Below are 19,594 nucleotides of genomic sequence, written 5' to 3'. Positions count from 1 at the left end.
TCTCGATCCTTCCCCGTCGCGACAGGCGGGGAAGGGTCGACATCAGGCCGAACGAGTGGGCCGGGTCTCGGGGATCATCGCAAAGACCGGCAAAACGCCGAGGGCGACAGCGGCGATCATCAGGCCCGGAACGGCTTGCCACCCGGTCAGCGCAACCAGCCAGTGGGCAACGAATGGCGCAAGGCCGCCGAATATCGCCGTCGCTGCCGTCGCTCCAAGAGCAAGCCCTGAAAGGCGGCCTTCTCCGGGAAACAGTTCGGCGGTCGCCACTGCCCCCACGGCGCTGACCGCACCGCCCAGCGCTGCCAGTATCAGCGCGCCGATCAGGGCCGCGCCGTACGAGCCCATGCCCATCGCCGCAAAACAACTGGCGGGCGCCAGAACGGAAAGCACGCCCACTCCCAGCAGCACCGGCCGCCGTCCGATCCGGTCGGAAAGGGCGCCCACGAAAGGCGTCACGAAAATCACCATGACCGCCGCCGCCGTTGAGAGCCACAGCGCCTGGCTCTCTACCATCACGCCCGTTCCCGTGATGAACACGGGCACATAGGTGATGCCGACATAGTAGGTGATCGAACCCAGCGCGGAAATGGCGAAGCCGCGCGCGATTGCCGCGCGGTGGCGGGAAAGGACCTGACGCAGCGGCTGCTCGGGAACTGTGCGGTGGATGACTTGCCGCTCGAACTCGGGTGATTCTTCCAGCGTGGCGCGGGTTAGCAGTACGGCTCCGGCCAGAACCGCGCCGAACAGGAAGGGTATGCGCCAGCCCCATGAATCGAGCGCGGCTGGAGCCAGTGCATTGACCACCAGCGCGGAAAGTCCCGCTGCCAGCAGCCCGCCCAGCTCGCTCGCCGCCGCGGCGGAGGAGGTAACAAGGCCGCGCCGCCCGCGATGCGCGCCTTCCATCAGATAGGCAACGACGCCGGTATATTCGCCGCCCACCGAAAATCCCATTATGCAGCGCAGGAACAGCAGCAACCAGCCAGAGGCCGGGCCGATGCTGGCATAAGTGGGCAAGGCAGCAGTGGCGAGCATGGCCGCCGTCATCAGTGCCATGGACAGCAGCATCATTCGCCGTCGCCCAAATCGGTCTCCGACATGGCCGAAGACTGCGGCGCCGAGGGGGCGCATCAGATAGGCAATCGCGAAACCGCCCAGTGTGGTCGACAGCGCGGCTTCATTGCCGCCGAAGAACACGCGCGACAGGACGGTGGCCAGATAGAGATAGAGCGTGAAATCGTACCATTCGACGATTGTCGAAAAGGCGGCGATCGCCATGGACTGCCTCGACAAAGGCGCGTGTTCGCGTGCCCCGTCTCCGGCGTTCATCGGCCGGGGCGGCCCGTGCGATTTCCAAACGACATGAAGGGCATGATAATCCGTTGCCCGGTCTTGGCAATCGCAGGACTTCAGTGGCTCAGAGGTGTGGCCGCAAGGAAATAGTCAGAGCGCGCTGGCAAGATGTCCCAGCGTCAAGGCGACACCGGCGCAAGAGATAACTGCTCCCAGACCAAGCTGTACGGGATTGGACAATTGCCGAAGGGGCAGGGCGAGCGTGTTTTCCAGTGTTTTCATGCCCCTTTTGTAGTCCGGTTCGGGGTGGGCAATGAGTGGGAAATGCCGCTCACTCTGATTGCCCATGGCGATTTCCGCAGGTCGCAGCCAACGGCTGTCGTTCGGCGCAAAACTAAATATCCGAGTATACGCCGCGAAATCAAAGACAAGGATAGTCTTGAAGCGCCCAGGTCATTGTTGAGAGTCGTTCGCGTGGAACAAGGGGGCGGCCATAGTCATTGAAGGCGCAAACATCCATGACAGGAACTCCACCATGGCAGGCAAAGTCGAGGAACGCAGCGCCTTTCTGACCGACGTCAAGACTCTGCGTGCACGGGCGCGCAAGTCGCTGGACGATGGCGCGGTCATGCCCAGCTATCACGGCGATGTCGCAAAGACGATTGAGCTGTTGCAGAACGTGGTGGCGACCGAACTCGTCTGCGTGTTGCGATACCAGATGCACGCGATCACGGCGGACGGCATCACCTCCAAGAGCGTCGCTGCCGAATTCGAAGAGCACGCCGCGAGCGAGCACGAGCACATGATGATGGCCGCGAACCGCATCGACCAGCTTGGCGGAGTACCGAACCTCAACCCCGAAGGCCTGGCCTCGCGCGCCGCTACGGAATACGGAAACGGCGGCAATCTGGTTGAGATGATCAAGCAGAATCTCGTGGCCGAGCGGCTGGTGATCGAGCACTATCAGGAACTGATCCGCTATTTCGACGATCACGATCCCACCACGCGCATCATGCTGGAACACATTCTGGCCGACGAGGAGGATCACGCTTCGGACATGCACGATCTGCTCGTCGCGCATGAGGGCCGCCCATTTTTGTAATGGGACGTCACCGGCCTTGCCGATGACGTGCCCGCAAATCGGAGGGATGGAAAGGCAACGGTCATGGCCAATGGCTGGGCGCCGGACGGCGCCGTTCAGGACCAGATAGAAGACAGCCTGAAGGACGCGATATCGGCCGCGAGGGCGCGAATGCCTCATGGCGAAGGCCTCGCGGAATGCGAGGAATGCGGCGATCCCATCCCGGACGCGCGGCGTCAGGCAATGCCCGGTGTCCGCACTTGCGTTGCCTGTCAGGCCCGGCGCGACAAGGTGCCGGTCCATGGGGGCATCAATCGGCGCGGGAGCAAGGACAGCCAATTGCGTTGAATGGAGGAAGGGCCTCCGGGCTGCGGAGCGGTCCAATGGGAACGCGTCAGGCCCTGAGTAGTTGGGGGAACACGATTGCCATCTTTCGAAACGGGAGCTTTTTCATGAAAAATGCCGCTCTGTTCGCAATCCCGCTTGCGGTTCTCGCCTTGGCGGGGTGCAAGAAAGAATCGCCCCAGCCCGCCGAGGCGACCTCTCCCGCGGCCCCGGATACCGCGATGCCGCCCGCCGTGGTGCCCACCGCTACAGAAACCGTTGCAGAGGTCGTGAGCCCGGGACAGGCCTTCGCCAACACCGCTGCGGCCAGCGATGCCTTCGAAATCGCCGCATCCAAGCTTGCCGCGACGCACGCCCAGTCGGCTAACGTCAAGCATTTTGCCGAGCAGATGATTACGGCCCACACCAAGTCCACCACCTTGCTGAAGACCGCTGCCAGCGCTGCGATTCCGGCGATCACGCCCGATCCGACGCTCAGCCCCGCGCAGCAGCAGACGCTCGATACGCTCGCCACCAAGTCGGGTAAGGACTTCGACGAGGCTTTCGCCAAGGCTCAGGTGGATGGTCACCAAGCGACGCTTGATGTTCTCAAGGCCTATTCCTCGACCGGAGACGTGCCTTCGCTGAAGGCTTTCGCGGATCACGTGATTCCGATCGTGGTTGCCCACCTCAACATGGCCAAGGCCCTGTAAGGCGGCGCGGGTTGTCCGGCTACGCGGCGATTGCGCCGCGTAGCCGGATTAATCGATCAATGCCCAAGGAAGAGTTCCGCGACGGCATCGATGATCGCATCGGCATCGAGGCGGTATTCGCGGTAGAGATCGATCAGATCACCGGTCTGCCCGAAGCGGTCGGTTCCGAGCGGACTGACCCGCATGCCCCTGACCCCGCCCAGCCATGAGAGCGCCCCCGGTGATCCATCCAGCACCGTTACGAGGCCTGCGCCCGGTGCCAGTGCCGACAGCAGCGTTTCCGCATGGCAGGACTGCGCCTCACCGCCGTTCCAGCGCGCTGACCGGCGCTCTGACCAGCCCCGGTGCAGCAGGTCCGGCGATGTGACATTGAGCAGCCCGATTCCGGGCAGATCGTCGGCAAGCTGCTCCCACGCGGACAGCGCTTCCGGGGCGACGATGCCGGAAAAGACGATCGCCGCCTCCGCGCCGGGGCCGGGTTTCCGCAGCCAGTACCCGCCCTTGAGCGCATCGCCCTCCCATGCCGCATCCTCGCGCGTCACTTGCGGGATCGAACGGGTCGAGAGCCGCAGATAGACCGAACCGCCGTCCGCCTCCTGCATATGTGCGAAGGCCCAGCCCATGATGAGCGCAAGCTCGTCCGCAAAGGCGGGGTCGAAATAGGTCAGGTTCGGCTGCCCCATGCCGATCAGCGGTGTGTTGATGGACTGATGCGCGCCGCCTTCCGCCGCCAGCGTCAGCCCCGAGGGGGTGCCGACCAACAGGAACCGGGAATCCTGATAACACCCGTAATTCAGCGCATCGAGCCCGCGCGCGATGAAGGGATCGTAGACCGTGCCCACCGGCAACAGTCGCGTGCCGAAATGCGGTGCGGCAAGCCCCAGCGAGGCGAGCATGATGAAGAAGTTGTTCTCGGCAATGCCCAGCTCGATGTGCTGTCCGGCGGCATGCCCCTGCCATTTCTGCGCGGAGGGGATTTTCGCTTTCTGGAACACGTCCACCAGTTCCTGACGCCGGAACAGCCCGCGCTGGTTGACGAAGCCGCCCAGATTGGTGGTCTGCGTCACGTCCGGCGCGGTGGTGACGATGCGGTCGCCCAGCTCCTCACCGGACTTGGCGATGTCGAGCAGGATGCGCCCGAACGCGGCCTGTGTGGATTGCTCGGCGCCATCGGGAGTGACCAGTGCCGGAACCGCGACGATGGGGGCTGCCGGCTCGGCGGCTTTCCGGGCGAGGGCGCTCGTTTCGATGAAGGCCTTGAGCCGGGCCGCGACATTGTCGCCCAGACCGCCCCAAGGCTCCCATTCCTGCCCTTCGGCAATGCCCATGCTGGCGCGGAACTGCTCCATCTGGGGCTTGTTCATCATCCCCGAATGGTTGTCCTTGTGCCCGGCAAGCGGCAAGCCGTGCCCCTTGACGGTATAGGCGATGAACATCGTGGGCCGATCATCGTCGCAGGCATCGAACGCGCTGGTCAGAGTGTCGATGCAGTGCCCGCCGAGGTTGGTCATCAGCGCGGCCAGACTGTCGTCGTCGAAGCTTTCGATCAGTTGGCGCACATGCGCCTTCTCGCCGATATCCGCCATGAGCCGCGTACGCCAGGCCGCTCCGCCCTGATAGGTGAGCGCCGCGAATTCCGCGTTGGGGCAGCTGTCGATCCATTCCTCGATCGCCTTGCCGCCGGGTCGCGCGAAAGCCTCGCGCTGCAACTTTCCGTACTTCAGCGTGACGACGCGCCAGCCGCAAGTCTCGAAAATGTCGTCGAAACGGCGGAACATGCGGTCCGCCGTCGTGGCATCGAGCGACTGGCGGTTGTAGTCGACGATCCACCAGCAATTGCGCAGATCGTGCTTGTAGCCTTCGATCAGGCACTCGTAGATATTGCCCTCGTCCAGCTCGGCATCGCCCATCAGCGCGATCATTCGGCCTGCGTCTTCCTCGCGCACTTGGCCGTGGGCGATGAGATAGTCCTGCACCAGACTGGTAAAGGCCGTGACCGCCACGCCAAGGCCCACCGATCCGGTCGAGAAGTCGACCGGTATCGCGTCCTTCGTCCGCGAGGGGTAGCTCTGCACGCCGCCCAGCCCGCGAAAGCGCTGCAAGCGGTCGAGGCTCTGGTTGCCCAGCAGATAGTGAATCGCATGGAGCAGCGGCCCGGCATGCGGCTTCACCGCAACCTTGTCTTGCGGGCGAAGCGCATGGAAATAGAGCGCGGCCATGATCGCCGTCATCGAGGCGCAGCTTGCCTGATGGCCGCCCACTTTCAGTCCATCGCGCTTCTCGCGAATGTGGTTGGCGTTATGGATAGTCCAGGCGGAGAGCCACAGCAGTCGCTTTTCCAGCGCCTCAATCGCGCTGACGATTTCGGCCCGATCCTGTTCGACGATAGCCGCCATATTTCCCTCTCTCCCGTACTTATTGCGAAGGAGAATAGGCCGGATCGCTGTGGCAGGTCCTTGCAAAACCATGCGCGATGCGCTGCACGGATGGCAGATAGTGCCAAATCTGGATGGCCGGAGAGAATTATATGCCAAATTCGTCGCTCGATCACTTCGACAGGCGTATTCTCGATGAAGTGCAGATCAACGGCCGCGTCACCAATCAGGACCTGTCGGACCGGATAGGACTGTCTCCTTCGCCATGCCTCCGGCGCCTGAAGCAGTTGGAGAGCGACAACGTCATCACCGGCTATGTTGCGCTGGTCGATCCGGAGGCTGTCGGCTTGTCGGTAACCGCCTTCGTCCGCGTACGGCTCGATCAGCAGGACGATCACCATCTGGCATTGTTCGAAGATGCGGTGACCAGCTTTCCGGAAGTCATGGAGTGCTACCTGATGACCGGGGAAGCGGACTATCAGCTTCGCGTTCTGGTGCCCTCGCTCAGCGCGTTCGAGGATTTCCTGCGCGCCCGGCTGACCCGGATCAAGGGCGTGGCGCAAGTGACGACCAGCTTCGCGCTGCGCCCCGTCGTATACCGGACCGCGCTGCCGACCACTGCGTGATCCTGCCGGACAGGGGCGAGCGGTTCATCCTCCACGAGGAACGGAACGTCTTTGCGCTGGCCCACAGGCCAATCGTGGATATGCTCCGCACCAAGGAGAACCACGATGCCGACCACGTCCGAGAAGCGAGCCGCGTTCCGCAAGCTGCATGAGAGCGGGTTCTTCATCATCCCCAACGCCTGGGACGGGGGGAGCGCGGTGCGTCTCGCCAAGCTGGGTTTCAAGGCGATCGCCTCCACCAGCGCGGGCGCCGCGTGGGCTGCCGGCAGGGACGACGGCCAGCTCAGCCGCGACGAAGTGCTGGACCATCTCGGCATGCTGGTCGCCGCGACCGACCTGCCGGTCAATGCCGACTTCGAGAACGGTTTTGCCGACGATCCGGCCGGTGTCGCCGCGAACGTCGCGCTGGCGGTGGATACCGGCATTGCGGGCCTATCCATCGAGGATTGGTCGGGCAGCGTGATGTACGACCTTGGCCTTGCGGTAGAGCGCATTGCCGCCGCGCGGGCGGCAATCGACGCGATCGATCCGGCAGTCATGCTGATCGGCCGTAACGAGAATTTCCGGGTGCCGGGCATGACGGCGAAAGTGAGTATCGCCCGCGCGGTAGCCTATGCCGAAGCCGGCGCGGATTGCCTATTCGTGCCGTTCATCCTCGACCTGGGCGCCGTTGCCGAACTGGTGTCGGCCGTTGCGCCCAAGCCCGTCAATGTCGTTATCCACGACTACGACGCCAGCATCCGCGCGTTTGCCGATCTGGGCGTGCGGCGGTGCAGCGTCGGCGGGAGCCTTGCCAAGCGCACCTGGACGGCATTCGACGAAGCCGCCGCAGCGCTTAGAAGGTGCGAGCCCTAAGGCCACCGAACACACCTCCCAAGCCCGAAAACATCGCTGGAACAATCCTAAACGCGCTTCCTGCCCTTGCGTCCGCCTGCGGGGCAAGTTAGCAGGCGGCGTCTTTCCGCGTCCTGTGGACCGGAAGGGCAAGATCGCGCCGGTGCCTCGAAAGAGGCTTAATAGGGAACGCGGTGAGGGGGCTCGCCCCTGAATCCGAGGCTGTCCCTGCAACTGTAAGCGGCGAGCGCGATGCACATCGCGGCAGGGCAAGGACGCCTGTCGCAGCCACTGGGCCGGACGCTAAGTCATGCGGGGCCTGGGAAGGCCGTGCATCGTGCCGTGACCCGTGAGCCAGGAGACCTGCCGGCGTCTGGTCGCTCTCGCTTTGGCCCAGGGAATGGCCGGGGCCCGGTGATTTTTCCGTCTGAGCGACGAACGAGCGGTGGAGACCGCATCGGTTCGCGTAACGGTCGCCTCGGGCGTCCGGCCGTCCACGCGCGCCGACCGTCGTTGGCGGCAGGTCTCTGCCGGTAGTCGCAAGACGCCGGGGAAATATTGATGACTTTCCGTATAACTGCATTTTGCGCAGGCGTGGCCCTGTGCGCGATTGCTTCCGCTCCTGCCCTTGCGGAGGACGCGCCTTCGGCGTCGGACGCTGGAACCGCCGAAGAAATCGTGGTCTTCGGCCGCGGCGAGACGAAGATCGGCGAGGCCCATGCCGCCAGCGAAGGCAGCGTGGCGGGCTCGGACCTGCTGGTCCGCCCCCTGCTGCGCGTCGCCGAATTGCTGGAAGCCGTGCCGGGCATGGTGGCGGCCCAGCATTCGGGCAGCGGCAAGGCAAACCAGTACTTTTTGCGCGGCTTCAACCTCGACCACGGGACCGATTTCACGACCTATATCGACGGCGTGCAGATGAACTTGCGCACGCACGGCCACGGGCAGGGCTATCTCGACCTCAATGGCCTGATCCCCGAGATCGTCGCCCGTGAGGATTTCCGCAAAGGGCCCTATCGCGCGGATGGCGGCGATTTTGCGCTGGCGGGCGCGGCCTACATGACCACTATCGACGGGTTCGACCGGCCTTGGGTCTCGGTGGAAGGCGGTTCCTACAATGCCGGGCGTCTTGCGGCGGGCGGTACGATCAAGGACCTTGGCGGCGGCGATCTCACCCTTGTCGGGCAGGCCAAGCGCTATGACGGGCCCTGGGAAGAGGCCGAGCATCTGCGCCATTATGCGGGCTTCGCGAAGTACGCGGTGCCGCTCGGCGATGGAAAGCTGGAAGCCTCGCTCCACGCCTATCACGCCACCTGGCGGCCGACCGAGCAGATCCCCGAGCGCATCATCGGCTCGGACATTTGCCCCGATGTGTTCTGCTCGCCCGATCCTTCCGCGCGCGGGCGGACCACGCGTTTCGTTGGCAATGTCGGCGTGACGCAGGCCAGCTGGAGCGCCAATCTCTACGCCCAGTACTACGACTGGAACATGTACTCGAACCCCACCTACAGTGACCCGGACGGCACCAGCGCGCAGATCGAGCAGTACGACAAGCGCTGGGTCACCGGCCTCACCGCGCGCAAGCAGTGGGAGCTTGCGGACAGCCTGCAGTTCACTGTCGGAACCGAAAATCGCTACGACCATATCGGCAGCGTCGGCGTGAACCGCACGGCGGATCGCGAGCTGCTCTATTCGCTCGGCCGCTATCATGTCGAAGAGCTTTCCGGTGCGCTCTACGGCGAAGCGATGTGGAAGCCTCTGCCCGGCCTGCGCCTGACCGGCGGGCTGCGCGGCGATTACTATCACTATTCGGTACGTGCCCGCGATGCGGCGGCCGCCGCGATTGGCGAGGGCAGCGGGCACGATTCCATCGTCTCGCCCAAGTTTTCGGCCGCTTATGAAGTGACGCCGCAGTTCGAGGTCTATGCCAACTGGGGCCGGGGCTTCCATTCGAACGACGTGCGCGGCGCGGTCAATGTGGATACGCCGGTGCCCGTGCTGGTGCGCGGCACCGGCAAGGAACTGGGCGGCCGCCTCCAGATCGGCAAGTTCTCGCTGACCGGCACGTACTGGTGGCTCGACGTGGCCAGCGAACTGCGCTTCGTGGGCGATTCCAACGCGGTGGAGCCCACCGGCGCCAGCAAGCGCCATGGCTACGAGGTAGTCGCCTTCTGGCGTCCGCTGCCGTGGCTGGCGCTCGACGGCAATTATACCGAGAACCATTCGCGCTACGACAATGGCGACCGCATTCCCAACGCCTTCGAGAACGCCGCCTCGGCGGGTGCCTCGATCGTGCTCGACCCGTGGGAAGCGAGTATCCGCGTACGCCATCTCGGGCCCTATCCGCTGGTTGAGGACAACTCGGTGCGCGACAAGGGCAGCACCGTCGTCAACGCCCGCGCCGCGTGGAAGGGCAAGAAGATCGAGATCTATGGCGAAGTGCTCAACATCTTCGACAGCCGGGACAAGGACATCGCCTATTACTACGAATCCTATATCCCCGCATTCGACGCCGACGGACCGACCGATGGCCGGTTGAGCCGTGTGATCGAACCGCGCACCTTCAAGATCGGCGCGCGCTACACGTTCTGAATGCAAGGCGTACCGCGGAGTTTGCTCCGCGGTACGACGCGCCCGTCATGCCCGTCATCCTGAGCTTGTTTCAGGATCCATCTGGCCGCCGATGTGAGTGTTTCGGGAACCAGCGGATATCCCAGTCTGCCAAGGCGACGGCGGTGCGGGCGGAGAGATGGACCCTGAAACAAGTTCAGGGTGACGATGTGGGGAGTACAGGTTGTACTTCTTGTCGAAAGCGGAATTGCCGGATTTGAGCCCGCGATTGATCGGCAGGGCGGTGTCATCACGGTTGCGGCAGGTTCGCGTCTGGACCCCGCCCCGAACGCAAACTACCCCTTGGCCGAACGAACCGAGGGGACATCGAATGAAGCGCGCACGAGCGATGCACATCCGCCAACCGGCGGGGCTGGATCATCTGGAACCGGGCGAAGTCGATGTCGGTTCGCCCGGTCCCGACGAGATCCTCGTGCGCCTTCACGCGGCGTCGCTGAATTTTCGGGACGATCTTGTCGTGCGGGGCGTGTTCCCCGCGAAGGACGGGCTGATCCCCTTGTCCGACGGCGCGGGTGAGGTGGTCGAGGTCGGCTCTGCGGTCTCCGGCTTTGCCGTGGGGGACGCGGTCGTCAGCACTTTTCATCCCAACTGGCGCGACGGTCATGTCGAGCGGGCGGAGCTGAACAATTCTCCCGGCGGTCCGGCAGACGGTTATGCCTGCGAATTCGCGACCCGGTCGGTATCTCACTTCACGCGTGCCCCCGCCGGTTACACGCATGCCGAAAGTGCGACGCTCACTTGCGCCGGTGTCACCGCATGGCGCGCGGTGGTGACCGACGGGCAGGTCCGCCCCGGTGAGACCGTGCTGGTGCTGGGCACCGGCGGCGTGTCGCTGTTCGCGTTGCAATTTGCCAAGGCTGCCGGGGCCACAGTGATCGCGACGTCTTCAAGCCGCGAAAAGCTGGACCGCTTGCAGGAACTGGGCGCGGATCATGTCATCAATTACCGCGAGAATCCCAATTGGGGTGCCGCAGTGCTTGAGCTGACTGGCGGGCTGGGCGCCGATCATGTCATCGAGGTTGGCGGGCCGCACACGCTTCCGCAATCGCTGGTGGCGGCGAGGACGGGCGGCCACATTGCTATCATCGGCGCGGCGGCAGGCTTCGATATCGACACGATGCCGTTCGCGATCGTGCAGGCCAAGCGCCTGCGGCTGCAAGCCGTCACCGTGGGCAGTCGGCGCGATCAACTCGACATGGTGCGCGCGATCGAGGCGCACGGGATACGGCCGGTGATCGACCGGAGCTTTCCGCTGGAAAAACTGCCCGACGCTTTCGACTATCTCAAGACCGGGCAGCATTTCGGCAAAGTGGTGATTGCCATCTGAAGGGCGGCTGGTCGACCGCCCTGAATCACTCATCCGTGCTTTTGTATGAGCGGTGTCTGCGCCCGGATCGCGACAAGGAGACCGTCAAGATACTTCTCGGCCTCGGCAGCGTCACTTTCGGGATAGGCGGCGGTCAGTCGTCCGCTCCAGTAGCCGTAGTTTGCGGTGGTCAGACTGAAGCGCCAGGGAACATTGTTCCGATTGCCACTGAAGATGCCGCGATAGGCATCGAGGTTCGGGTTGTTCGGCACGGTGACCGGGCCTTCGGAGACGATCTGGGGCGCCGAGAAGTGCGACATCGTCTGCTGCCGCATGATCGTGTAGTGATCCTTGGCAGGCATATCGTCGATATGCACCACGGCCATGCGCACGATGAGGTGGTCCTTGCCCTCGTTCAGCAAGTGATCGTAGCCGATCGCGACATAGTCCCCGCTGGTATCGAAGGCCTGTTCCTTGAGGCGGGTGAAGCCTTCCACTTGCGCCGGGAAGCGAAGCCCGCTGGCGACGTGGATAAGCGTGGTTCCGTCAGGCGCGAACTTGAAGCCTTCCGGCACCTCGCTTCCGGTCACCTTTTTGGCGGCGGCCTTGGTCGTGTGCGCGGCGTTGGCAGCGGAAGAAGAGGCCTGAGCCGCCGATGGAGCGGTGAGCAGAAGGCCCAGAAGGGCTACCGATGCAAGTGGCAAGGGCGACATCGCGTTGGCTCCTGTGATCGAGAGACTGAACGAACAGAATGCCTTGAATGAAACAGGCTTCTGGAATTGTGAAGAGTATTATGACGCGGCCATGAAATTCGATGTCGATAAGCGATCATTTGGTGGCAAATTCACCGAATGATCGCAGGTCATGCGGGGTGCGATTGCGCCTCCGGTCCCAGCGCGGCGCAAAGTTCTTCGACCGAAGTCGGCCGCCCGAAGTGCCAGCCCTGCATGCGGGTGCAGCCCGCCGCGCGCGCGATCCGCGCCTGTTCCTCGGTCTCCACGCCTTCGGCCGTGACTTCGGCGTCGAAGGCATTGGCCAGCGCGACGATGGAGAGCATCATCTCGCGCGAACGGGCATCGCGGCTGAGCGGCGCGACGAAGGCCTTGTCGATCTTGATGCGGTCCAGTTTCAGCCTTTGCAGGTAGCCGATGCTCGCATAGCCGGTGCCGAAATCGTCCAGCGCGATCCGGACGCCGAGTTCGCGCAGCCGATTGATCACTTGCGCGGCCTTGTCGGGACGGCGCAGCAGCAGGCTTTCGGTGATTTCCAGTTCCAGCCGCTCGGGCGGGAACTGGGTTTCCTGTAGCGCGTGGCGCACGTCGTCCAGCAGGTTGTGGTCCCAGAACTGTACCGGCGAAATGTTGACTGCCAGTTCGAGTGCGGTCTCCCGCATCGCCAGACAGGCCTGATAGAGCACCTGACGGCCGACCGCGTTGATCAGGCCGCTCAGTTCGGCAATGGGAATGAAGACATCCGGCGGAACGTCGCCGTGTTCGGGATGGCGCCAGCGCACGAGCGCCTCCACGGCCACGATCCTGGCATTGTCGGACGCGACGATGGGCTGGTAATGGACATAGAGTTCCTTGCCGGCGATCGAGGCCTGAAGATCCCGCTCCAGCTTCATTCGCAGCAGGTGGCCTTCGTCCAGATTGACGGCATATTTGCGGGTGCAGTTCTTGCCATCTCCCTTTGCCGCGTACATCGCCACATCTGCGCGGCGCATCAGTTCGTCCTGTCCTTCCGGCCCCACATCGGCCGCATCGGCGCATCCGATGCTGATGCCCAGCGTGACGCGATAGGCGCCGATGACGAACGGCGCCTCGAACGAGCGGATGATATTCTCGCAGATGCAGTCCGCGTCCCGCGCCATGTCGCGGGAGAGCAGGACGGCGAATTCGTCTCCTCCGGCCCGCGCCACCAGTTCGCCCTGGGCGATGCTGCGAACGCGCGCGGCGGCTTCCTTCAGCAGGAGGTCTCCGGCGGCGTGGCCGTAGACGTCGTTGGCGTCCTTGAACCCGTCGAGGTCCATGAACAGGAGCGTGAGATCGTCCCCTGCGGCGAGGTGGGCGGAAATCTGGGAGAGCAGGGTCCGCCGGTTGGGCAGCCCGGTCAGCGAATCGTGGCCCGCGTGGTGGCGTGCGCGCAATTCGCTTTGCCGGAGCGCTTCGATGGTGCGGCTGTTGTTCTGGAAGATCAGGATCGCCGCCGCCACGGAGAGCAGCCCCAGCGCGACGATGGCCGGCGCCACCTGCCGCAGCAGCCGGGTTCCCGGTTGATGGGGTGCCCACGCCAGCCAGCCGAGCGTCGTGCCGTCGGTTCCTTTCAAGGCAACCGATGCGGACGACGGCTCTGGCGGCGCGAGGCTCAACTGCACGGTCGAAAGGCGCAGTTCCTGCGTGATCCGGGCCAGAGTCGGAGCATCGATGGCATGGGCGATCACCAGCATGAACGTGGGATGGTCGGCCGGGATCGAGACTTTGGGTGTCAGGGGAACGATGGCGGCGGTGGAATAAGTGACGATGCGATTGCCCTGGCGGCTGAAACCGGCCTCGATAGGGCTGCCTTCGCGCGGCATCTTTCGCACTTCGTCTATCGAGCGGGTGAATGCCGGGCCGAGCGTTTCCTGCGCGGCGTGCGCGGGGGCTTGGGGGTGCCTGAAGCTGTAGATGGTCTCATCCCGGCCATTCAGGATGAAGATGTCCTCATAGCCCTGAATTCGGCCGAGATAGGCAACGACGTTGTCGTCCACCCAACCCGGTTGCAGGCCCATGCTGATATGGCGGACGGCATCGTCCCACTTCGCATAGTCCTGCAAATCGTGCTGGACCCCCACCGCGAGAGTGCGCACGGCGCCTTCCACGGCCTGTTGTTCGCGCTGCTGTTCCAGACCGTCTTGTGCGCGCGTGGTGAGCGCGATCAGAAACAGAACCGATCCGAAACAGGCGAGGAGCAGCAGGATGACCGGCCAAAAATGCCTTGCCTTGAGCGTGAAACTCAGACGTCTCAGGACAGGATGAGTCATGAAGGACATGTTTCGGAACTAGAAATCACCTCTTAAATTATAGTTCCACTTGGCCTCGGTTGGTCGAATTCGATCAGCTTTCCTGCGCGGGCGAGCGGCGCCAAGTTTGGCGCAATTATGTTTCCCATGATTTTTTCGGCCGCAACTGATTGAGTCGGAAGTGTTTTGGACTGCCAATCGCCGGGAGGCTATTGCGATTTTTCGGAGGGTGCGTGCCGCGATTGGGGCATCCGCCTGCCGGCGCTGCCGCCGATTGCCGCAAGCCATGCTCCCCGAACCCGCTCAGGCTGAGCTTGTCGAAGCCCCTGCGAGCGTGGTGGGAGGTTCCGATCCTTCGACAGGCTCAGGATGAGCGGGGTGGGGAAGGGGAGAAGAGGGGTTATCTATTCCGCTGCGGCGGCAAATTCCGTTGCGCATTCGATCGTCTTGCGCACCACCATGGAGTCATGTTCGAGGAAGACGCGCTCGATTTCCGAGCGTTTCTCGAAGATCAGCTTCGCCACGCCTGCCGTCATGCCGCCTTCGTCACCGACGCGGCCGAGTACACCCGCGAGATCTTCGAGAGTCGCTTTTTCGGGGCTTCCGTGAAGCCCTCCCTTCGAATCGCGATAGGCTACGCACTCGGTTGCCATTGCTTACCCTCATGACAGTAATAATTTGAACGAGATGCGGCGAATTCCGGAGCCGAGCCACCGATCGGATTTCGGGAGGATACCCCAAGGAACATGCCTGTTTGTCTCAAATATGCAGGTATAATTCCAGACATAACTGCGGCTAAAATTGATGATCGATAGACAAATTTGATCCATCGGCCGTCGCCGTTTGTGCTGGTGAGCGGAAGTTTACCATTGCGATGGCAAGTAATTCAGCGGCTTGCACTTTTCTCCTTTTCGTAACACCCACGAACCACCCCGGCGGATGCATGTGGATAAAACACCGCATCACTTCGGCGTGCCGGGGACCTGTCAGCCGTGGAGAATGGACTGACGGACGGCCTCATGCCATTCGCATCAAGGGGTTCCTGCCGCTGGGACAAGGGGTCCGCCCGGCCGTTCATCCGGATAAACCCCGATGGCAACGGATGGTCCGGTGGGAGAGGCTGGGCACCGCTCAAAGCGGAGGCCTCGCATGCGATCAACTCATTCTGGTGCGGCTGTCGGAGCCCCGGCCCTGACTGCCGTCCTGACAGTGGCGCTGGCCCTGTCGGCCGTCCCGGCAAACGCGCAGGACAATGCCACTGCCGCGCAAGACACCCCATCGGCGGCCCCATCTTCGGGTAACGACACGCTCGTACTCGATCCCGTCGCGATGTCCGCGCTCAAGGGGATGGGCGCCTATCTCGCCTCTCTCCAGAAGTTCGAGCTGCACACCAAGGCCACCGTCGAAACCACGCTTCAGGACACCGACCTGTCGGTGCATCTGGGTTACGAGGGGACGTACTACGTGCAGCGGCCGACCGGATTCTTCGTCCAGATGAAATCGGACCGGACCATCCGCGAGTATATCTACGACGGCAAGACCTTCACGGTGAACGTGCCGCGGCAGAAGTTCTTCAGCACCGTGGCCGCGCCGCCGACGATCCGCAAGACGATCGACAAGGTCTATCTCGATTACGGCATCAGCCTGCCGCTGGCGGACTTGTTCTACTGGGCGGACAATCCCACCACGGACGGGATCCGCAAGGCGGTGCGTATCGGTTATGCCAACGTCAATGGGCAGGACTGCGACCAGTTCGCCTATCGCGGCGATGACCTCGACTGGGAGTTGTGGATCGCGCGCGGCAAGGCGCCGCTGCCGCTGCGTATCGTCGTGACACACCGCGATACGAACCCGCGCGGTTCCTACAGCGCGGACCTGACGTGGAATACGTCTCCCAGCTTCGATGCGAGCCGCTTCAGGTTCACGCCGCCCGATGGCGCGAAAAGCATAAGCCTTGCGGCCGCAACAGGGGAGCAGTGACATGCGCAAGAAAAGGTCCTGCCAGCTCATCGCCGCCACCAGCGCCCTGCTGCTGGTCGCGACGGCCCTGACTCCGGCTGAAGCCCAGCGCCGTTTCGGCGGTGGGGGCGGCATGCGCGCCGGGGGCGGTTTCCATGCCGGAGGCGGCATGCGCGGCGGCATCTCTCCGGGCCGTGCGCCGGACAATTTCCATGCACCCGGAAGCGGGGGTGGGGGCATTCACAACCCCGACATTCCCCGGGGGCCGCCGCCGTCGCCGGGACCCCATCCCGGCCCGGGACCCAATCCGGGCCCAAATCCGGGACCAAATCCAGGACCGCATCCCGGACCGGGCCCAGGCCCAGGACCAGGCCCTCATCCCGGACCAGGCCCAGGACCCGGACCTGGCCCAGGACCACATCCGGGCCCCGGCCCCGGGCCCGGACCGCACCCGGGACCGCCTCCTCCTCCTCCGCCGCCCGGTTGGGGCTGGGGTTGGGGCTGGGACGACGATCCATACTGGGATGCCGTGGGCGTGGGGATGATCGCCGGCACGACGGCGGCCGTGGTCGCCAGCAGCGCCGCGAACAACAACACGACCGTGGTGATCAACACCATGCCCGTGGGCAGCGTCGTGGCTGTGCTGCCGCCCAATTGCGCGCAAGTGACGCGGGCGGACGTGACGTACTATTCCTGCGACAACGTCTGGTACAAGCCGCAGTACCAAGCGAGCGGCGTCACTTACCTGATCGTGAACCCGCCCGAATAAAGCCCGAAGCACAGGGGTGGAGGCGCTGCGAGCCATTGCGCTCGCAGCGCCTTTTCATTTGGCCCGTTACCCCGACAAGCGGGCGTTCGGGGCGATGAGGGGGCAAAGGGGCGATGAGCGGGATCGCGAGCGCATGGGCTGCACTCTCGAAACGGCGCGGGTTTATACCCGGCGCCGCTTTTTTTCAGGCGGGATTTCCGGCGCTCTTCCTGCCGAGATAGTGCAGGAACGGAATGCCGATCAGGGTCGAGACGACCAGCGACAGCACCACCGCTGCCGGAACCAGCGGCACATTGGGTATGGTCTGGGTAACGATGGCAAGCGCGACGCCAGGATGGCGCGTCGATGCGGCCAATGAGAGTGCGGCCTTGTCGCCGCGATCGGGGCCGCCCAGCCAATAGCCCGCAGCAAGGCCGACCACGGCCATCACCGCGAAAGCGACCAGCGTTCCGTTACCCGCCAGCCTCCAGAACGCGGGTGCGAGAATGATGACGAAAGCGATCACCACCAGCAACAGCAGAATGGTGCCCACCTTGCTGACGATTGCGCTGACGCGCGGCACCGCGCAGCCGAACAGGGGCTGCGCCAGCAGGCCGAGGACCAGCGGGATCAGTACCGAAATCGCCAGCGGCTTGAGCAGCGCGAGCGGCGAGATCGAAACGTCGACCGCGAATATGCGCGAGGCGATGGCGAGCCCTATCGGGACGACGAACAGCGAAACGATCGTCGCCCCGAACAGGAGGCCGGTCACATAACAGCTCTCCGCCCCTGCCTTGAGCTGTTTGCCGGGCAGGATGGGCGGCAGTGGAGACAGCGCCATCGCCGCAACGGCGATGACCACCGGCCGGGGCAGCTCCACAAGGTAGATCATGAGGAACGCCGCGGCCGGGACCAGCACGAACATGGCCACGAAAGCACCGAGGCCCAGCCGCCAGTGAATGACCAGATACATCAGGTCACTCACTTTGGCGCGCAGGGCCAGCGCGAAGAGCAGGAGCACCACGCTCAGGACGGTGGCGAGCTTGACGACGACGAGAAGGCTCATACCGTTGCTCCCGTGGCCTTGCGTGGAGCGGCGTCAGGGCCCTCAGCGCGGCGGATTGACGACGACGTACTGGACCGACGATCCCGCATATTGCGGCTGGTACCAGGTGTTGCCGCATTGCGAGTAGCTGACACCGTTGACCACGACGGTCGAGCAGTTCGGTGGAACCGACCGCACGATGCTGCCCACGACGGCGGCGGTGACGGCGGCGGTCGCGATCGTCGCGGCCGGGTGCCAGTGATCGTCCCAATCGTCCCAGTCGCCGTGGCCGTGATAGCCGCCGTGATAGTCATTGTGCACGTTGACGTTGACGTCGCGATTGACGTTTCGGTTGACGTTGCGGTTCACGTCCCGGTTGGCGTTGTGGTTGATGTTGCTTGAAGCTCCACCACGCGCGGCGGGACGGCCACCGCCACCCATGTTCGGGTGCGCGCCGCCGCCGGCATGGACACCGCCACCAGCGGGCCTCGCACCTCCGGCATGACCGCCGCCGGCGCGGGCTCCGCCGCCGCCTCCCCGCTTGGGAGCAAGCTCGACAACAGCCGGGGCGCCCGCGCCGTCAAGCGAAGTTCCGACGCCATGGGAAGCGGGTGCGGCGAGCGGCGCTCCCTCGAAGGCCAGCGCAAGCGACGCAGCCAGTGCCACGCCGCCGTTCAGCATCATGCTCATTGTCCTTCTCCCTTGGCAGGCGTCATCTTCGAGACATCGGCAATGTTGATGCGGTTGGCACCGGACGGCGGCACGAAGGTGAAGTTCTCACTCGGCGAAAGCGGAGTCAGGTCCCAGGTCAGCAGGGCCGTGTACTGGGGCATCGTCGGATCGTCCTTGTTGGTGATGACGATCTTGCAGGGCAGCCCTTGCGATCCCTGGTCGATCCACAGTTGCCAGTCGACGTGTTCCTGCCGGAACGCGTAGTGCATGCACTGCTTGCCGCCGACCTGCTCGGGCCGGACGATCATCGCCTCCTGAATGCGGGAGCGGATCTTCTGGTCGGTGCTCCAGGTGAACAAGTCCGCCAGCGGGATCTCGATATCGAACTGGGTCTGCGCCTTGTCGACGGTCAGGCCGATAGTCGAAGGTGCGGCGAAGTCGGCATAATAACCCAGTTTCGGCGCGAAGATCGTGAAGGTCTTGCCGTCATAATACATCTCGCGCGAACGGGTGTCGGCGGCGACGATGATCCTGAACGCATTGGGCCGGCGTACGAACGTGTCGACCGTTCCGCCGAACTGGATCTTCTGCCCGGTCACCAGCACCACTTCGGTGGTGACGTCCGACCGGACGTGGAAGGAGGACAGCGCCTGAAGCGCGGCGCTCATCTTGTCGACCGCCGCCATGGCGGCCGGATCGATGGGGGCGCTGGCATCCGCACTCGCCGCCGATGATGCGGCGCTTTGGGCCTGCGCGGGGAAACTCGCCCCCGCCGCGGTGCCAAGCATCGCGATGACCAGTAGTCCGCGCCGAATTGAACCTGAACCCAAAGAGCCTGGACGCAAAGAGCCGGGGCTGGCCATGATCTCTTCCTTTCCTTGATCGGTGTTTCGGTTTCGATATCGCGGGCCGGACAAAGGGAGCGAAGCGTGACGGACGCCGCGTGAACTCTCCCACTATCTGCGTTCCAGCGGGAAACCCCATCGGGG

The 19,594-nt window shown here is 64.0% G+C and carries 18 protein-coding genes and 1 riboswitch; of the genes, 9 read left to right on the top strand and 9 right to left on the bottom strand.

Annotation, left to right across the window (positions count from 1 at the left end):
- Positions 1 to 42: 42 nt before the first annotated feature.
- Together EDF56_RS08505 and EDF56_RS26585 are read right to left on the bottom strand one after the other, a co-directional pair.
- Positions 43 to 1,278 carry an MFS transporter gene (locus tag EDF56_RS08505; protein WP_132386284.1) on the bottom strand — a complete coding sequence of 412 codons (1,236 nt, stop codon included), beginning with the start codon at positions 1,276 to 1,278 and terminating at the stop codon, positions 43 to 45.
- A gap of 165 nt (positions 1,279 to 1,443) precedes the next feature.
- Entirely contained in the window at positions 1,444 to 1,575 is a 132-nt protein-coding gene (locus EDF56_RS26585) for a hypothetical protein (protein WP_279389704.1), read from the bottom strand.
- Between the two features lie 253 nt (positions 1,576 to 1,828).
- On the opposite strand from EDF56_RS26585, the gene EDF56_RS08495 reads away from it, so the two are divergent.
- The 3 genes from EDF56_RS08495 to EDF56_RS08485 all read left to right on the top strand — a co-directional run bounded on the left by EDF56_RS08495 (position 1,829) and on the right by EDF56_RS08485 (position 3,411).
- On the top strand, positions 1,829 to 2,395 hold the full coding sequence (locus tag EDF56_RS08495; protein WP_132386282.1) for a ferritin-like domain-containing protein: 567 nt from the start codon (positions 1,829 to 1,831) through the stop codon (positions 2,393 to 2,395).
- A 63-nt stretch (positions 2,396 to 2,458) separates the two neighbouring features.
- Complete coding sequence (locus EDF56_RS08490; RefSeq protein ID WP_132386281.1) at positions 2,459 to 2,722, top strand: DksA/TraR family C4-type zinc finger protein; 264 nt, start codon at positions 2,459 to 2,461, stop codon at positions 2,720 to 2,722.
- A 104-nt stretch (positions 2,723 to 2,826) separates the two neighbouring features.
- Positions 2,827 to 3,411: a DUF4142 domain-containing protein gene (locus EDF56_RS08485; RefSeq protein WP_132386280.1), complete on the top strand. Its 585-nt coding sequence runs from the start codon at positions 2,827 to 2,829 to the stop codon at positions 3,409 to 3,411.
- 56 nt (positions 3,412 to 3,467) lie between these two features.
- Here EDF56_RS08485 and EDF56_RS08480 read toward each other — a convergent pair whose 3' ends face one another.
- Entirely contained in the window at positions 3,468 to 5,807 is a 2,340-nt protein-coding gene (locus EDF56_RS08480) for a transketolase (RefSeq protein WP_132386279.1), read from the bottom strand.
- Between the two features lie 131 nt (positions 5,808 to 5,938).
- Here EDF56_RS08480 and EDF56_RS08475 point away from each other — a divergent pair, with 131 nt between their 5' ends.
- The 4 genes from EDF56_RS08475 to EDF56_RS08460 all read left to right on the top strand — a co-directional run bounded on the left by EDF56_RS08475 (position 5,939) and on the right by EDF56_RS08460 (position 11,201).
- Entirely contained in the window at positions 5,939 to 6,412 is a 474-nt protein-coding gene (locus EDF56_RS08475) for an Lrp/AsnC family transcriptional regulator (RefSeq protein ID WP_132386278.1), read from the top strand.
- Positions 6,413 to 6,517: 105 nt separating this feature from the next.
- Entirely contained in the window at positions 6,518 to 7,267 is a 750-nt protein-coding gene (locus EDF56_RS08470) for an isocitrate lyase/phosphoenolpyruvate mutase family protein (RefSeq protein ID WP_132386277.1), read from the top strand.
- 123 nt (positions 7,268 to 7,390) lie between these two features.
- A riboswitch (cobalamin riboswitch) is annotated at positions 7,391 to 7,632 on the top strand.
- 175 nt (positions 7,633 to 7,807) lie between these two features.
- On the top strand, positions 7,808 to 9,835 hold the full coding sequence (locus EDF56_RS08465) for a TonB-dependent receptor (protein ID WP_132386276.1): 2,028 nt from the start codon (positions 7,808 to 7,810) through the stop codon (positions 9,833 to 9,835).
- A gap of 349 nt (positions 9,836 to 10,184) precedes the next feature.
- On the top strand, positions 10,185 to 11,201 hold the full coding sequence (locus tag EDF56_RS08460) for an NAD(P)-dependent alcohol dehydrogenase (RefSeq protein WP_132386275.1): 1,017 nt from the start codon (positions 10,185 to 10,187) through the stop codon (positions 11,199 to 11,201).
- A 29-nt stretch (positions 11,202 to 11,230) separates the two neighbouring features.
- On the opposite strand, the gene EDF56_RS08455 is transcribed toward EDF56_RS08460, so the two are convergent.
- The 3 genes from EDF56_RS08455 to EDF56_RS08445 all read right to left on the bottom strand — a co-directional run bounded on the left by EDF56_RS08455 (position 11,231) and on the right by EDF56_RS08445 (position 14,834).
- Entirely contained in the window at positions 11,231 to 11,893 is a 663-nt protein-coding gene (locus EDF56_RS08455) for a hypothetical protein (RefSeq protein ID WP_243652478.1), read from the bottom strand.
- A 149-nt stretch (positions 11,894 to 12,042) separates the two neighbouring features.
- Complete coding sequence (locus EDF56_RS08450; protein WP_243652477.1) at positions 12,043 to 14,202, bottom strand: bifunctional diguanylate cyclase/phosphodiesterase; 2,160 nt, start codon at positions 14,200 to 14,202, stop codon at positions 12,043 to 12,045.
- 383 nt (positions 14,203 to 14,585) lie between these two features.
- Positions 14,586 to 14,834, bottom strand: a complete 249-nt coding sequence (locus tag EDF56_RS08445; RefSeq protein ID WP_132386273.1) for a hypothetical protein — start codon at positions 14,832 to 14,834, stop codon at positions 14,586 to 14,588.
- A gap of 496 nt (positions 14,835 to 15,330) precedes the next feature.
- Here EDF56_RS08445 and EDF56_RS08440 point away from each other — a divergent pair, with 496 nt between their 5' ends.
- Positions 15,331 to 16,161: a DUF2092 domain-containing protein gene (locus EDF56_RS08440; RefSeq protein ID WP_132386272.1), complete on the top strand. Its 831-nt coding sequence runs from the start codon at positions 15,331 to 15,333 to the stop codon at positions 16,159 to 16,161.
- A gap of 514 nt (positions 16,162 to 16,675) precedes the next feature.
- Positions 16,676 to 16,909 (top strand): hypothetical protein, encoded by a 234-nt coding sequence (locus EDF56_RS26345; RefSeq protein ID WP_132386271.1) that lies wholly within the window; start codon positions 16,676 to 16,678, stop codon positions 16,907 to 16,909.
- A 184-nt stretch (positions 16,910 to 17,093) separates the two neighbouring features.
- Here the strand turns inward: EDF56_RS26345 and EDF56_RS08420 are convergent, their stop codons facing one another.
- The 3 genes from EDF56_RS08420 to EDF56_RS08410 are packed head-to-tail and all read right to left on the bottom strand — an operon-like array spanning position 17,094 to position 19,393.
- Positions 17,094 to 17,954: a bile acid:sodium symporter gene (locus EDF56_RS08420; RefSeq protein WP_132386270.1), complete on the bottom strand. Its 861-nt coding sequence runs from the start codon at positions 17,952 to 17,954 to the stop codon at positions 17,094 to 17,096.
- Positions 17,955 to 17,996: 42 nt separating this feature from the next.
- A complete protein-coding gene (locus EDF56_RS08415) occupies positions 17,997 to 18,623 on the bottom strand; it encodes a hypothetical protein (RefSeq protein ID WP_132386269.1) in 627 nt (208 codons plus the stop codon).
- On the bottom strand, positions 18,620 to 19,393 hold the full coding sequence (locus EDF56_RS08410; protein ID WP_132386268.1) for a DUF2092 domain-containing protein: 774 nt from the start codon (positions 19,391 to 19,393) through the stop codon (positions 18,620 to 18,622). The genes EDF56_RS08415 and EDF56_RS08410 overlap by 4 nt, the downstream gene beginning before the upstream one ends.
- Between the last annotated feature and the right edge of the window lie 201 nt (positions 19,394 to 19,594).

It is taken from the genome of Novosphingobium sp. PhB165, assembly GCF_004341845.1.
In the GTDB taxonomy this organism is placed as follows: domain Bacteria; phylum Pseudomonadota; class Alphaproteobacteria; order Sphingomonadales; family Sphingomonadaceae; genus Novosphingobium.
The sequence above is the reverse complement of the archived record's forward strand: the minus strand, read 5'-3'. Positions and strand labels throughout refer to the sequence as shown.

What these genes read in the sequence shown, in the direction of transcription:
- EDF56_RS08475 (WP_132386278.1), top strand. Translation starts at nt 5,939, where the DNA reads ATGCCAAATTCGTCGCTCGATCACTTCGACAGGCGTATTCTCGATGAA.
- EDF56_RS08455 (WP_243652478.1), bottom strand. Translation starts at nt 11,893, where the DNA reads ATGTCGCCCTTGCCACTTGCATCGGTAGCCCTTCTGGGCCTTCTGCTC.
- EDF56_RS08450 (WP_243652477.1), bottom strand. Translation starts at nt 14,202, where the DNA reads ATGACTCATCCTGTCCTGAGACGTCTGAGTTTCACGCTCAAGGCAAGG.
- EDF56_RS08465 (WP_132386276.1), top strand. Translation starts at nt 7,808, where the DNA reads ATGACTTTCCGTATAACTGCATTTTGCGCAGGCGTGGCCCTGTGCGCG.
- EDF56_RS08495 (WP_132386282.1), top strand. Translation starts at nt 1,829, where the DNA reads ATGGCAGGCAAAGTCGAGGAACGCAGCGCCTTTCTGACCGACGTCAAG.
- EDF56_RS08410 (WP_132386268.1), bottom strand. Translation starts at nt 19,393, where the DNA reads ATGCTTGGCACCGCGGCGGGGGCGAGTTTCCCCGCGCAGGCCCAAAGC.
- EDF56_RS08470 (WP_132386277.1), top strand. Translation starts at nt 6,518, where the DNA reads ATGCCGACCACGTCCGAGAAGCGAGCCGCGTTCCGCAAGCTGCATGAG.
- EDF56_RS08460 (WP_132386275.1), top strand. Translation starts at nt 10,185, where the DNA reads ATGAAGCGCGCACGAGCGATGCACATCCGCCAACCGGCGGGGCTGGAT.
- EDF56_RS08505 (WP_132386284.1), bottom strand. Translation starts at nt 1,278, where the DNA reads ATGGCGATCGCCGCCTTTTCGACAATCGTCGAATGGTACGATTTCACG.
- EDF56_RS08490 (WP_132386281.1), top strand. Translation starts at nt 2,459, where the DNA reads ATGGCCAATGGCTGGGCGCCGGACGGCGCCGTTCAGGACCAGATAGAA.
- EDF56_RS26585 (WP_279389704.1), bottom strand. Translation starts at nt 1,575, where the DNA reads ATGAAAACACTGGAAAACACGCTCGCCCTGCCCCTTCGGCAATTGTCC.
- EDF56_RS08445 (WP_132386273.1), bottom strand. Translation starts at nt 14,834, where the DNA reads ATGGCAACCGAGTGCGTAGCCTATCGCGATTCGAAGGGAGGGCTTCAC.
- EDF56_RS08440 (WP_132386272.1), top strand. Translation starts at nt 15,331, where the DNA reads ATGCGATCAACTCATTCTGGTGCGGCTGTCGGAGCCCCGGCCCTGACT.
- EDF56_RS08415 (WP_132386269.1), bottom strand. Translation starts at nt 18,623, where the DNA reads ATGAGCATGATGCTGAACGGCGGCGTGGCACTGGCTGCGTCGCTTGCG.
- EDF56_RS08420 (WP_132386270.1), bottom strand. Translation starts at nt 17,954, where the DNA reads ATGAGCCTTCTCGTCGTCGTCAAGCTCGCCACCGTCCTGAGCGTGGTG.
- EDF56_RS08485 (WP_132386280.1), top strand. Translation starts at nt 2,827, where the DNA reads ATGAAAAATGCCGCTCTGTTCGCAATCCCGCTTGCGGTTCTCGCCTTG.
- EDF56_RS08480 (WP_132386279.1), bottom strand. Translation starts at nt 5,807, where the DNA reads ATGGCGGCTATCGTCGAACAGGATCGGGCCGAAATCGTCAGCGCGATT.